Genomic DNA, 14,897 nt, shown 5'->3' with positions numbered 1-14,897 from the left:
AACCTAGGAGGCATCAGATGGGTGAATTCTTAGATACCGAACTATGTGAAAATTTCAGAAAAGCAATTAATGAAGAGGACATTTTTATTTATGATAAAGAATATAAAGAGCATTACAATCTAATTTGTGCAGTAATGGATAGATTGGACAAAAGCGTTTCATATCTTAACAAAAATGCAAATCCACCTAAGACAGAGGAGTCACTACTATTTTTTATCATGTATTCATGTATGATTCTAGATGCTGTAAAACAATTGCTAAAATCTTTAGATATACCGAATGTCTATTCTGTTAAAAATAAAGATTCATATACATTTTTTAAAGAAGTTTGTATTAACGCCCCGTTAAGTATTCCTGAGGATGATTGTCCAACTGATGATAAATTTTTTGAGTATTTTCGTTCGCTTTCGATGGCTCACCCATTCGAAACAAGCAGACCAAAATTTTTCAGAAAAAATGAGATCCAATATTCACCATGGGTTATCACAAACAGTGCCCTTAGTGGTTTGAGAGGTGTGAATGATGGGATAGGAGTTCGGATATATTCTAATCAATTCGAAGAAACTCAAGATTTAATGTTTTCATTTAATATTTTGAAAGAATATATTAATTCTCGATTTATTCTTATGAAAGAAGCAACTGAGAAAGTATATCAAATAATTTATAACAAAAGGACAGAATGGAAAAAAGAGAAAGTGGCCATCGATTTGTCTCCTATTGTTACTTTAGAAAATATAGTGGAAATGCTTGAAAATCGTTATCAAGATTCGTCTATCGTAGAGCTTGCGATAAAGATTCTTAATTGCACGCTTACTGAACAAACAAATATGAATATTGTTTTGAAATATCAAAAACACATCACTGATTTAATCCCTGATTTAATAGATGCAGTTGAAGAATTAGATTATGAAAAGCTGTCAAATATACTTGGGAGTATACTATATGCTCAACCTAAAATCAGTCATAAAATGTTACATTATCAACTAGAAAAAATATTTAGTTATCTCAATGATGGTGACGAACTTTCAACAAACTATGCTTGTGGTATAAAACAAGTACAAGCGTTTTCTAATGAGTTTGCTAAGAAATGGGTTATAATTAATACAAGTAAAATGAACGGAGGCGAAATCAAACTTTTAGTTCGTGTTGCGTGTTACTTTGAGGCGAGAGAACAAGAACAATTTTGATGTTGAAAACGAACGCATCTGTAGAATTATATTCAATCTAAAAAAATACAGAGTAACAATAGTTTATAATGCTGATAAATAGGAATCAAATTGTCCTATAAGATATGTTTTAAGTAGTTATAAAAAGCAATCGTTACTAGTTTGTACACTAGCGTCGATTGCTTTTTATAATTTATAATTTTGATTTAAAAAAATAAGAATAAATAATAGCTAAGTAGTTCTACAATTTTTAAAATTTATTTTTAATTGTATTGTTATTATGGATTATCAAACTATAAATAAAGACTATGATATTGATATAGTTGGGTATGAGTAATTCTTTTAATACTACAATTTTTATAATAATTTTTTGTATTTTTACAGGTTTTTTTAAATATATACAGAATTATACATTATTATAGAAAGGGGTATAATATGGAGAAAATTTTACATGTAATTATTATGGCGTGCATTATTGTTTCTTTAACTACAGGAACTGGAATTATGTATATAATTATAAAAACTTATAGAGCAGGAAAAAGAATTATGCAGGCTACTCTTAGACTTCCCGAGAATTTAAATAATCAGAGGGTTATAGAATATATAGAACTTATAAAAAATACTAATATACCTGAGCGAAGGGTATACTCGGAAGCGGTAAAATCAGGTTACGAATTAATACGTATTAACGAAGAGATCAATGAAGATTTAAAAAAACAATTAAAGATCATTATATTAAGCAAAGGACTGTTTGTTAGGGACGTGGAATAAGTATTAAGATGAATACTTAAACTTAAACTATAAGAAAAAGTAAAATGAGAGAACTATAACACTATTAAAATAATAGTGCTAATATATAAAGAACAAAAGGTAATATACATCTACTATGCAACTAAATAGTAAAAAAATTGAATTGAGGGATAAAATATGGCTTTTTTCAAAGGAAGAGACCAGTTAGTCATGTGTTTAGAAGAAGCAAAAAGACCAGAAGATAAAAAAGGAATTAAAGCAGAAATAGAAGTGGGAGATTTTTTAAGAAAAAATTTACTCGAAGATACATATGTCATTGCGCAACCAGAGATTGGAGAGTTGCAACCAGATTTCTTAATTATATCACCGCGGTTTGGTTATAAATTAATTGAAGTTAAAAATATGAACATTAATTATATCGAGAAGGCTATGTCTAATGGGCTACTAAAGACGAAATACAAAACAATAAATCCATTTAGCCAGGTGAAAACATATTTAGAACCATTAAAAAACTTTATTATGTCCAATAGCTTAAATGCAACTACAGATCCGTATAGAGATATTAGTTATTGTGTAATACATAAAGGTTTTAGTGAACGCGAATTTAAAGAAAAGTTTTCAAAACAAATAGATAAATGGGAGAAGAAAGAGATAAACGATTATTTTAAATATCATTTATTTTATAAGGAAATGTCCCAATCAAATAATCTGGAAGAAGTTTTAGAGAAGGCAGCTAAATTTCAAAATAGAGAAAGATATCTCCATCCAAGACAGTTAAGTGAAATCGCAAACAGCATAAAATCTTCATGCACAAATAGACAAGATGACGAATATTATGAAAAAATTCAGGAACATGAAGAAATGATTGCAAAGGTAAGTGAGAAATTAAACGATATAAGTGAAAGTGGAACAAAGAAAAAGAAGAAACCTATTGCTTTAATGCTAGTTGGATTAATGTTAGTTACTGCTATTGGTTTTGTTTATTTAAATCAAAATGATTTTTTTGACGGAGAGAGAGTCTATTTATTATCAGGAGAAAGCCAATCAAACGAAAGCAATAACACTCTCCCAGCTCGCAATATATCAAGTCAAAGCAATACGACTCCAGTTAAAAAAATCAATACTGGAGATACAACTTTAACTTTTTCAGCTATAGATGATAAAAATGTAGGAGAGAAAGTTGATATGCAAGCACGCGTTGATAAATTTTTTCACCATAATCAAAGCGGTGTGAAATTTTTAACTTTAAATGATGGGACTGGGGATTTGGAAGCAGTTATATTCAAAGATACTAAAGTGCCATATATAGAAAAAGGAAAAACTTATAGGTTCATAGGAGAAGTACAATATTATAACGGGAATATAGAATTAAAAATAACAGAAGTTAGGTAAATGGAATTCAAAATTTATGTTTTATCATAAAAAAAAGCAATTGGTACTAGATTTGACTAGTGTCAATTGCTTTTATATTTTCTCATTATCATCTAAAACAAAATAAGACTCATAAAAACAGCCAAGCGTTTCTGCGATTTTCTTCAATTCTTTTTCAGGAAAATTATCTCTAGATAGTTTATTAGATAAATTCTGACTAGATATATTTAATTTTTCTGCTAATTGAGCCAGCGTTATGTTTTTTCTTTTACATAAAATTCTTATTTTTTCACTTGTAGAAAGTTTCATATAATCCCCTCCATATCTAGATTATACACTTTAAAATGACTGTAATCAAATACTTTGTATTTTTAAAACTTTAAAATGTATTATTACACTATTTAAATACACTTTAAAATGTATAAAACTAAATTATATAGATACAATACACTTTATAGTGTAAACAAATAAAAACATTTTGGAGGGAATCAAATGAAAAAAAACATTCAAACAAAAGTATGTAATGTAAATAAAACATCGCTGTTTAAAGAGATTGCTAAAAATATCTTAGAGTCTAAGGAGATTATCAGAGAAGCCATTAGTAATGCCATTGATGCATCTGCTACAAATATTACGATAGAAGTATCTATTGATCAAGAGAGCAATCAATTCTGTTTAATTATTAGAGATGATGGTATGGGTATGGACCTAGAGGATTTTGAAAGTTTTTTCAGTTTAGGGGAGTCAAGAAAAGACAATGACAATATTGGAGAAAAAGGACTTGGAACGAAGACATTTTTCAAATGTGAAAAACTAATAGTAACATCACAAAAAAACGGTAAAAGATTTATCGGTCAGTTAGATAAACCTTGGGAAAAACTCAACAAAAATATTATGCTAGAGTATAGCATTGAAGAGAAAGAACCAATTGACGGTCATGATGGAACTGAAGTTAGAATTATTGACTACAAAGTAGACCATGCTGCAACAAAGCATTTTGATTTCGATACGTTAAAAGACTATATACTTTGGTATACAGCAGCAGGATCATTTAAAACAAAATTTACGCATGTAAAAGAGTTAAGGAAATTAGTAAAGAACATACAGATATCCCCTATTATTAGACTAGTAGATAAAATTAATAATAGAGAAGAAGAGTTTGTTGGGGAACATCGATTTTCAGAACCAGATGAGAACCCTCAAAATGACGAAATAAGAACAGAGAATAAATTATCACTAAATTACTGCAAACATTTTGGTCCATTTCACAGACATACGGTAATAGATGGTAAATATGTTTCATTTCAGATATATGCAACTGTATCAGGCCATAATAAACGATCCCAGATTGTTAATCTACAACAAGGTCAATCTCACAAGTCTAGATTCGGGGTTGTTTTGTGTAAGGATTTCATGTATATCATAAATAGAAAGGATTTTTTATTAGATGATGCAAACTACAACCATTTTCATATTATGATTAACTCACAAAATTTTGAATTGACTTCAGACCGCAATAATATTACCAATTTAGATTCTAAAGAAGTAGATTGGATTATAAATACTGCACAAGAAGTCGTGAGAGAACAAATTTATAAAGTTGCACAGGAATCTTACTTTAAACTTAAAGAGGAAGAAGACAAAAGAGATAAAATGGAGAAGAAAATTATAGAGACGAAAGAAAGGCTCTATGAGTATGATAAATATGAAAACTTAAATATACAAGATATTCCTCTTGTTAAATTACCAAGGAATGAATGGCAAGTTATCGTTTTATTTTCAATGTTATTAGCGCGCAAATGTATGGATTATAAAGTAGGGGATTATTCTGGTGCTTCGTCAACAGATATGATTTTGGAAGATCACAATGGAAAGAAACTTTTAGCAGAAGTAGAGTACAAACTCTCAAATCTATTTAAACATGAACATCCACTGGATACCATTGATATAGTAATTTGCTGGATGATTGATATGGAGATTAATGAGCATAAAACACTAAATAATAAAAAAATAATATTAAAAAAGGACAGCGAAAATTGGTATCTAAAATATGGTGCGGATAGATCTATTAAAGTTATAGAGTTAAAATCTATGGTAGAGGATTTGAAGGGCAATACAATTATCGGTTAGATGTAGTATTATAGTTACAATGTTTTTTAAATAGTGTCACAGATTACGCATGTCGAGGCGGTAGCTCTGCTGACTAAAAAATAAAAATAGATGCCCTTGAAAATAGGCTAATTAAGCTGGTTTCAGAGTTTTTTTATTTTTGATGGCTGGTGAAGTAATAGATTTTGGGTGTGTTTTAAGGGTATAGGGTTTTAGTGATGAATTGTACTCACCCATGGAAATGTGGTTTTGCTTTAAGGGTTCAACTGTTTAGCAAAATTATAATATGTTTGTTTCGTGGATTATTTATCATGAGTTAATTGACATGCGACGCTTTAACGAATAAAATTAAAATTGCGGTCATGCTTAATTTTGTATAATCACATTTTAGGAAGTGATAAAATGAACTATATGACAGTAAAAGAAACCTCAGAAAAATGGGGCATTTCAATGAGGCGCATTCAGACTCTTTGCAGCGAAGGAAAGATAAATGGAGCAATAAAGTTTGGAAAATCGTGGGCTATTCCATGTAATACTGTTCGTCCAAAGGATGGTAGGGTTAAAAATGGACGATATAAAGACTGGCGTAGGAATACATCAAAAGGAAATGAGCAATGAAAAGAATTTTGTTGAGTTTAATACCTAATTGGTATGACGAAATAATGAGCGCAAAAAAACTTCGAATATAGAAAAAGATTTTGCGAGGATGAAGTGATCGCTTATTTATATGTGAGTAGACCTGCTATGGAAATAAAAGGGGTATTAGAACTTGGTAGTAGACGTAGTTTATCAGAATCCATAGATTTATATGATAATGATATAGATTTCATAGAGACAATGAAAAGTCTACAAGTTAAGCATAAATATGCGATTCTAATTAAATCGTACCAGCCAGACTACAGTAATAACATTAGAGGAACTTAGATATGAGTTTAACGGATTCATGCTACCACAAATGTATTATAATTTAGACGGAACAAAGCTTTTAGAATTTATTGATGGAAATCTTACTTTAGTAGGAGAGAAAAAGTACAATAGTTTTCGTGAAAACTTACTTATAAAATAAACAACTTGAACATTACTAATAAGTATGGCATAGTACTACACAATACTAATAGAAAGAGGTATAAGAGTGATAAAACCTATAAGTGAAACAATCAAAGCTAAAAGACATACACCTCAGTATCAAATGCATAAATATTATGCAAGGCGACCACATAATATATTTAACAATCTAATAAAACACTATTCAGAAGAGGGTGATATAGTTTTAGATTGCTTTTGTGGGGGCGGAGTAACAATATCAGAAGGATTATCTATTAATAGGAAAGTAATCGGAATTGATATAAATCCGTTAGCAACTTTTATTACTGAAATGCAGATACAACAAGTTGATATAAAAATCTTGTTAGATTATTTTCAAGATTTCTACACTAGAATGGAAAACAAATTTGCTTCTGAGTATTTGTATAGATTAGGTGGAGAAGAAGTAAGTATAGAATGGACAGAATGGATTTATGAAGTGAACTGCTATGAATGCAACACTATTATAGAATTATCTCAAGAAAACAAATTGTCAAATGGTATTTATAAGTGTAGTAATCCCAATTGTTCTAGTAACATAAATGAAAGAAATGGTGTAAATAGAACGAAATGTTTGCCACATTCTAGTGTGCCAATAAGAATGAAGTATTCTAAATTAGATGGCAGTACAAATGTTAATATACTGAGCGATGAGGAAAAGCAGGCTATTAAGAACCAGTTAGCTAAATACGAATTTAAAAATAATTTTCTAACACAAGAAATACCGAGTAATTGGGATAGATGGTATGAAGATTGTTTGCCACAAAAAGGAGTAACAACATTTGCCGATTTTTTCACTGAACGAAATTTATTTATAAACTTAGAAATATTCAATGAAATTATTAACCTGCCTAAGTCTCAGATGAGAGACTTATTGTATTTTGCGTTTAGCTCTTCTCTGAGATATACGAATAAAATGTCGAGAGTAACGGAAAATTGGGAGAATGGAAGCCCTACATGTATGGATAAGCATGCATATTGGTTACCAAATGAATATGTGGAAGTAAATATATTGAAAAAACTAAATGAAAGAATGCAGGCTGTAATTAAGGGGCTTGAATATACAAGGAGCCATATAAAAAGTGAAAAATTAAAAGCAGAAACCTTTGAAGAATTACTGGAGAAAAAAGATTACCTAATACTCACTCAAAGTGCTTCTAAAACGCCGATTCCGGATAAATCCATTGACGTTGTAATAACAGATCCACCTTATGGTAGCAATGTTCAGTATGGAGAGCTATCTGCATTTTGGAATGTATGGTACATGCAATACAAAAATTTAGATAACTTCATATTTAATGATGAAGAGGCTGTTGTTAATAGAAAGTCTTGTTTTGAAGGTGCGAAAGATGTGGACCATTATGGAGACATGCTAACAGAAGTGTTTACAGAAGCATCTAGAGTATTGAAAGATAAGGGTTACTTGGTTTTTACTTTTAATAATAAAAATATCAATGTGTGGGTTCAAGTATTAAAAGCAATCGTTAGGGCTGGATTCAATCTTCCTGAAGATGGAATAATCTATCAAGATTTTATAAAAGAATATAAAAACACTTCACATTTGAAGTATTCTGGGAACATACATGGAGATTTTATTTACTCGTTTAGGAAAGAAGACTTTGAATTTGAGTCTGAGAAGTTAGGTGATTTTAAAGAGACAATAGAAACAAGAATAATAGATAGCCTTAGACACATGTATGAAATTAAAACTAGTTATACGACAACAGAATTATATGAGAGAATATACAGTAGTATTGTTAGAGTTTTGATGGCTTATGTGTATCAAGATGAAACCAATGATATTGAGGTAATTGAGGAGCTGTCAAAAACTTTTATCGATGACATTATTGGTAAATACTTGGTTTTAAACAGCCAGTTGTGGACACTGAAAGAAGGAGAGTAAGCATGCTATTAGACTCAATTGAAAAATACGGCATATATAAAGATGAGAAACTTAAAAAAGCGGTTTATGAGTTAGAGAAAAAGTACAAGATAGTTAATGAGATAGACTATTTTAATCAGCTAGTTAATTTCTCCAAAAATAAAAATATTCCATATCATGGATGGTTTAAATATAGAGAGGGCTATTCATTTACTCTTATATCAGAGCTAATAAGAAGAAGTCAAATTTCTAAAGATGAATTTGTGTTTGATCCATTCTGCGGGAGCGGAACTACGGTTGTTGAGGCTGCATTAAAAGGCTATTCAGGTTGTGGTATAGATATAAATCCTATGTCAGCATTTATTTCTGAAATTAAGTGTAGAAGTTATAGTGATGATGAAATAAACCATTTACTTCAGTTGAAAGATTATTTCATAAGCAACTATCCCGATAAAGAAGCTAGTATTGATTATTTAGAAAAATATGGAGATGTAAAGAAGTTTTTTAGTCAGGAAAATTATAGTAATTTATTACGAATTAGAGAGTTAATAGACGCAATTTTAAGTTCAAAAGGAAAGAAAATTTTTGAGTTCTTTCTATGTGCTTACATTTCAATAATCGAAGATGTTTCAGATAGAAAGAGAGATGGAAATGGCCTAAAAACTCAAACATCAAAAGTTGACAATGTGTTAGACGTATATTTGGAAAAAATTGCTTTAATGTTAAACGATATAACTAAGAATAGGATAGAAGAGGGGGTTAATGCAAAGCTTGAATTTGGTAATGCGATGGAATTGTCAAAGATCGTAAGAAAGTATGAAGGTATTTCTAATAAAGAATTGGGAGCAATAATGTACTCTCCTCCTTATGCTAACTCATTTGATTATTTTGAATCTTATAAGATGGAGATAATATTAGCTGACTATGCAAGTAATATGAAAGGCATCAGCTCATATAGAAAGCAAGCAGTTGAGTCATTCATAGGTAGAAATGAAAAAAGGGAAAAAGCAAGAGAATTAATTAATTGGATGGCCGAAGAAATTGAATTGGCTATTCCTGAAAAAGAAACCCTAACTGGAAAAAGAGACTCAAGGACTAGAAAAGTACCTAAAATGATTCGAGGATACTTTACAGATATGGAAAAAGTAATAAGCGAAAGTAGTGATGTCTTAAAGTCCGGGAAAAAATGTTATATTGTTGTTGATCAGAGTGCCTACTTAGGAAGACTTGTGCCAACGGATCTATTCTTTGCAGCTATTGCAGAAGATTACAATTTTAAAGTTTCTGAAATTATAATATGTAGGGCAGCAAAGACATCCGGTCAACAAATTCAAAAATATCCATATTTAAGAAATTGCTTAAGAGAAAGTATTGTAGTCCTTGAAAAAATATAAAAGAATGGCCTTTATACAATCAAGAGTGTTAAGGCCATTCTTTATTTTAGATTATCTGAGTAGATATTCTTTTTTGATATAAAGATTCAAGAGTTGTTATATCATTCTCTGATGCAGGCTTTTCTATTGCTTCAGTTAGTTTTAGCATTTCTTGAATAGCGGAGCGTGTACCAGTGTTGATCCTAATTTTTTCTCTGTCATCCTTCGATGAATCGTCTACTATAAACACTTTGTCGAATGCCCAAAGATGTTTTTTGAAGTAGTTAAATTGATTGTAAGTTGTAGTTCTACTAGTCCAGATATCTTTGAAACCAAACTCTACTTCATATTTTGTGTTTAGAAGAGCTAATACTTTTTCTTTATTTGAGTCACTTAATATATTAATGTTTGGATATGTGTCTCTCAAATAATTAATACGAGAGATTGCGTTCGCTATTGCATGATCAGAGGTGCTTCTTAAAGAATAGATACAGTATAAAAATTCAAATCTAGTAATATGATCAAGTTCTAAAAATATTTTCATCAAAGCTCTATAAGGGAATAGAAATTCATTGTCTTCTTTGTTATAACAGTGGTATTTTAGAATCTGCTCTTTTACTATTGATGGATAAACTGTATCATTTTCTATCAGAGTTTTTCCTATTGGAGTTAATGAATAGTTGTTACCGGCTTTATTTATAACGCCCATTCTAACTGAATGTGATACATTATTGTGGTTGATTTTTAATTCTGAACCGGATAAACTGGATTCAATATCGTCAAATTTACTCAAAGTTGGCATAATCAAGCTATCTTTATACGCATCCAACGAGTAATCTCCAATTGACACAAAAACTCTTTTAAAATTACTTTTCCTAGCCTTTGGTGTATTTTCAATCCACACACTTGGTTTATCAGTATCTGAAGGATTTTTATTAATTTCAGCAACTCTTAACTTTAATGAGTGTTCAAAATCTTGAATATTTAGTTTTGAGTAAGGCATAAATAAGATTTTTGAAGATAACTTATTTGATTTGTTTCCTAGAGTTCCTGTTGCCGCTGAAAAATTAATTTCATCAATAATATCCGCTAGAGATTCATCTTGTGACCTCATGGCCTGCACTACATTGTGTAATGTATCAAAGCTTGAAGTCTCGATATGACCGAAAATTGAGGCCTCTTCAGGAATGATCACAGGAATAATAATATATGAGAAATCATTCTGCTTCGTTGGTGATTTTCGCAACGCTCTTCCAACTGCTTGAACTATATCGATCATTGAACTTTTAGGATCAACAAAATAGACTGCATCAATAGCTGGAACATCTACTCCCTCAGTTAGACACTTAGCATTTGATATTAATCCTCGTGAACTAGTTTCAAACTTTGATAGTATTTCTTTTCTAATCCCCGCTGACATTGAGCCATTAATGTGATCTGTATAGACGGATTCATTAGATGACGCATTTAGTATGTTATCGATGATGTTTTCGATAGGAAGAATCGTTGAGGAACCATTTACAAAGGTACGAGCATTTTTTACAAATGAATGGTAGGTGATCATTTTTTTTACATCTAGATCTTTCATCACTTTACCAGTAAGAACTTGTTTTAGAATAGTATTGAGATCGGTTGTAGAAACTTCTTCTCCTATTTCAGAAGAGACTATGTTGTTGTACCTAAATAGATCATAGATGTCTTTTTCAGTAATGGTGGCAACTACAATTCTATAATCGCAAATTATGTTTTCTGAAATCGCATCGCCAAAGTTTAATGACGAAAAAGTTGGACCATATTTCTGTATGTCATCCATTGAAAAAACAACATTATCCGTACTACTTAATGCTGACTTAATTCTAGGAGAAACCAATCTTTCTGTTGCAGTCATGAATAATCGCTTTGAAATTTTAATATATTCATCACTCATGCCATAAATGAACATTAAACTATCTTTAGTACCAGCAGTACGATGACTTTCATCAAAAATTCCGAGATCGAAACTAAAATTAGTTAGACCATTAAGAGCATTTGCTACAGCATCTAAAGAATTATATGTAGCAAAAATAATTTTTTTGTTACCCTCTTTTGTTAGGAACGAATCGATTTCTACTGGGTTTGTTGTTACAGGAAAAGCCATATCCGATGCTGAATAATCAATTTCATCTTCTTCAAAATCTCCTATTACGGTTTTATCACTACAAACACATAGAAAGTCGAATGGTTCATTATGTTGCTCCATCCATGATTCAAGTGTTTGCTTTATTAAAGCTAGGCTAGGCACGATATATAGAACAGTTGAAGATATCATTTCTTCCTGTAACCACATTGCAATTAATGTTTTGCCTATTCCGCATGCAGCTATCAGTTTGCCGCGCTCATGATTCTTGAATCCGGATTTGATATCATCTAGGATCTTTCTTTGATAGGGTAGAGGTAAATGCTTTTCTTTTTCTATTAAAGGCTTTCCAATTAAGCTGTTTTTAAAATTAATGAAAAAAGCCTCATCTAAATCTAAAAATGAATCTACTAATAGTGACATTTGATTTTTCTTTTTATCAGAGACCTTGGGTAAGGTTGGACAGTTCGCTATGATTAGACGATAGTCTGCGTACTCTGATTCAGCCCAAAATGTTGACAAATCTTGTGCCGTTGGGATGGATCGATTACTTCTAAATTTTACTTGATACGCAACATACTTTCCATCATTTCGCTCAATAACTCCATCTACACCATTATCTTTTCTTTCAAGACGAAGTTTAATTCTTATTTCTTGAGGAATTTCATCTTCTAAATAGATTTCTTTGATATCAAAGATGTCAGAGTGTTGCTTAAGGTAAAAAAACGCAAATAGTTCCATTGCATCTCCTTTTTCTTTGTTATCAGTAATTTCTTCGATGACATGTTCTAACTCAGCAAAATTTTCAAACGGCATGCTTACAAGTGCATTTCTTTTTTTCATATTAAATCGACCTCCAAATTTTAGTATGTGCATATTATAACACGTGATAAAAGATTTGTATATAGCAAAATTGTTATATACGTGAAATAAAATTACAAAGTGATAAAATAAACACACGTGACAAATCGTACATTTGATGATAAAATATAGTTATAATTGTGGAAAACAATTACAATTAAATCATAAAGCTTTATGAAAAGGGGGAATTTAATGGGAACAATAAACTCTTTTAGAGATGTCGTACAAGACTTATTTTATAATAAAATATTTGAGGAGCTATCATCTCATATAGAAGAAAACCCTTCCGAGATAGACTGAAACTTCAATGATGTTGAATATCAAGACGAAGCCACTTTAGATTTTTTTTGAAGTGAATCTCAAGAAGGCGATAGATGCGAGATATGTTTGGCAATAAGAAAAAACCCTTCTAATAAGAATTAAAGTAATAATGACCATTATTTTTTGGGCCTCTCATACGCAACTTGAATAGTAGTACCTGTCAATAACGTATAACTTATTAAATACCTTTCAAAATAAATAAAAAAGCCTAAAGAAAATTGGAAGACTAAATAACAGGTAAATTTGCTAAATACATTGATGGGAAATAAGGGCAATAGCAGAGGAAACAAATGTGCGTGGGTCAGCAGTTCATGTATCTAATGTAATCAAATTAGTAGATTATTATAAGACAAAGGGATATAACCATAGAAAGATAAGAGGTATTTTTTCATTAGATTGGCAAGTAATGCTATCAGATCTATAACAATTTAACACCGCTGAAATGAACAGGTTAGTTTATAAGTAGGGGATAAACTAACCTGTTTTAGTCTATTTGAGAAAAAAAGCGACTGTTATTCTAATGCTTTATTATTGTTTAGTCCTAATAAGAATTAAATCTAAAAGTTTAGAAAAATTTATTTTTTTAAAAACTTGACAACAAAAACCATTATTCATTATATTACATTTAAGGTATTAAGGTATTTAACTCAATTAAATAAGGAATTTAAATTCATGTAAAACCTACTTTTATCATCAGTAGTACAGTTAAGGATATTAGGAAAATAAGAAGGTCATTTGATGAAGAAACTGTACTCGGGGAAGTTGCATCTACAGGAATTTGGCTGAGGCGCTGGGGGTTATATTATCCCAAGCGCTGCGCAGGGGAATATAAACCCCAGCGAACCGCAAAAGGCATTTTATGTTTTTGAAGTAGGTATTTTACAGTCTTTTGACTTTAATCTTAGTCGTTAAAGAAAGAAAACTTATTTAACCTTATACACCATCCTTCTGTCCTTTTACATAAGAAAAGGGAGGAGGTGAATGAGATGCCAAGAATGTCTTATTTAGATTACCAAATGCATGAACGGATGGAGGAAATGAAGTGTATAGGGCAGAGTAGACACAAAGCAAAGGAAGAATATAGACAAGCAGTGAATGAAAAAAGTTTTAATAGAACAGTAGGAATACACAGTTATAAGACCTATGACGCTTATAAGCAAACGAGTAAGGAGTTTATAAAATATATAAGAGCAGAATATAAGGATATAAAAAACATATCTCAAATATCAAAAGGACACATTATCGAGTATTTGCAAATAAGACAGGAACAAGGAAAAAGTATGTACACGGTCAGCAAAGATATGGCTGCACTTAATAAACTATTTAATACGAATATAACAAAAAAAGAAGCAAATATTGACCAGAGAAGTTATAAATATATAACAAGAAGCAGAGAAAATACGGAAAACGACAGGAAGTACAATCCTGATAATTATAGATATCAAATGTTAGTTGCAAAAGCAACAGGGTGCAGAAGAGAAAGTATCCTTAAGATAAAGCCAGAAAATTTTATTACCGGAGAGAATAATTTACCAGAAAAAGTACATTTAAAGGAGAAAGGCGGAAAAGAAAGATATGCAACGATCTTAAAAGAACATAGAGAAGAACTTAAGGAATTTTTAAAAGATAAAAAAGAAGGGGAAACCCTATTTAATAGATACACAAAAAAGATAGATAATCATGCCTTCAGAGCAGAATATGCAAAGGAAAGATACAAAGAATTAGTTAATGAAAAAGGAGAAGATAAAAAAGATTACAGAGGATTTGATAAAAAATGCTTAGAAAAACTGAGACTGTAAATAAATTTGTGCTTATTGAGTAAATAATAAAACTCAATCTGGCAAGAAATATTCAGTTGGATATAA

At 30.6% G+C, this 14,897-nt stretch carries 12 protein-coding genes; 10 read left to right on the top strand and 2 right to left on the bottom strand.

From position 1 onward, the window contains the following. Positions 1 to 17 precede the first annotated feature (17 nt). The 3 genes from RH915_RS10270 to RH915_RS10260 all read left to right on the top strand — a co-directional run bounded on the left by RH915_RS10270 (position 18) and on the right by RH915_RS10260 (position 3,308). Positions 18 to 1,187: a hypothetical protein gene (locus tag RH915_RS10270; RefSeq protein ID WP_310479852.1), complete on the top strand. Its 1,170-nt coding sequence runs from the start codon at positions 18 to 20 to the stop codon at positions 1,185 to 1,187. 414 nt (positions 1,188 to 1,601) lie between these two features. Next, entirely contained in the window at positions 1,602 to 1,937 is a 336-nt protein-coding gene (locus RH915_RS10265) for a hypothetical protein (RefSeq protein WP_310479851.1), read from the top strand. 156 nt (positions 1,938 to 2,093) lie between these two features. Continuing rightward, entirely contained in the window at positions 2,094 to 3,308 is a 1,215-nt protein-coding gene (locus RH915_RS10260; RefSeq protein ID WP_310479850.1) for an OB-fold nucleic acid binding domain-containing protein, read from the top strand. A gap of 72 nt (positions 3,309 to 3,380) precedes the next feature. Here the strand turns inward: RH915_RS10260 and RH915_RS10255 are convergent, their stop codons facing one another. Further along, positions 3,381 to 3,596 (bottom strand): helix-turn-helix transcriptional regulator, encoded by a 216-nt coding sequence (locus RH915_RS10255; RefSeq protein WP_310479849.1) that lies wholly within the window; start codon positions 3,594 to 3,596, stop codon positions 3,381 to 3,383. A gap of 183 nt (positions 3,597 to 3,779) precedes the next feature. On the opposite strand from RH915_RS10255, the gene RH915_RS10250 reads away from it, so the two are divergent. From RH915_RS10250 to RH915_RS10230, 5 genes are all read left to right on the top strand, one after another. Then, positions 3,780 to 5,417, top strand: coding sequence for an ATP-binding protein (locus tag RH915_RS10250; protein ID WP_310479848.1), 1,638 nt, complete (start codon positions 3,780 to 3,782; stop codon positions 5,415 to 5,417). Positions 5,418 to 5,798: 381 nt separating this feature from the next. Then, on the top strand, positions 5,799 to 6,014 hold the full coding sequence (locus tag RH915_RS10245) for a helix-turn-helix domain-containing protein (RefSeq protein WP_310479847.1): 216 nt from the start codon (positions 5,799 to 5,801) through the stop codon (positions 6,012 to 6,014). Positions 6,015 to 6,107: 93 nt separating this feature from the next. After that, on the top strand, positions 6,108 to 6,320 hold the full coding sequence (locus RH915_RS10240) for a hypothetical protein (protein ID WP_310479846.1): 213 nt from the start codon (positions 6,108 to 6,110) through the stop codon (positions 6,318 to 6,320). 208 nt (positions 6,321 to 6,528) lie between these two features. Then, positions 6,529 to 8,382, top strand: a complete 1,854-nt coding sequence (locus RH915_RS10235) for a DNA methyltransferase (protein ID WP_310479845.1) — start codon at positions 6,529 to 6,531, stop codon at positions 8,380 to 8,382. Positions 8,383 to 8,384: 2 nt separating this feature from the next. Further along, positions 8,385 to 9,755 carry a DNA methyltransferase gene (locus tag RH915_RS10230; protein WP_310479844.1) on the top strand — a complete coding sequence of 457 codons (1,371 nt, stop codon included), beginning with the start codon at positions 8,385 to 8,387 and terminating at the stop codon, positions 9,753 to 9,755. Positions 9,756 to 9,801: 46 nt separating this feature from the next. On the opposite strand, the gene RH915_RS10225 is transcribed toward RH915_RS10230, so the two are convergent. Then, on the bottom strand, positions 9,802 to 12,693 hold the full coding sequence (locus tag RH915_RS10225) for a DEAD/DEAH box helicase family protein (RefSeq protein ID WP_310479843.1): 2,892 nt from the start codon (positions 12,691 to 12,693) through the stop codon (positions 9,802 to 9,804). 631 nt (positions 12,694 to 13,324) lie between these two features. Between RH915_RS10225 and RH915_RS10220 the strand changes: the two genes are divergently transcribed. Both RH915_RS10220 and RH915_RS10215 read left to right on the top strand, forming a co-directional pair. Further along, a complete protein-coding gene (locus RH915_RS10220; protein ID WP_310479842.1) occupies positions 13,325 to 13,456 on the top strand; it encodes a hypothetical protein in 132 nt (43 codons plus the stop codon). A 562-nt stretch (positions 13,457 to 14,018) separates the two neighbouring features. Further along, on the top strand, positions 14,019 to 14,831 hold the full coding sequence (locus RH915_RS10215) for a phage integrase N-terminal domain-containing protein (protein ID WP_310479840.1): 813 nt from the start codon (positions 14,019 to 14,021) through the stop codon (positions 14,829 to 14,831). Positions 14,832 to 14,897 lie beyond the last annotated feature (66 nt).

Source organism: Serpentinicella sp. ANB-PHB4, from assembly GCF_031432315.1.
Taxonomy (GTDB): domain Bacteria; phylum Bacillota; class Clostridia; order Peptostreptococcales; family Natronincolaceae; genus Serpentinicella.
This window is presented reverse-complemented; position numbering and strand designations above follow the sequence as displayed.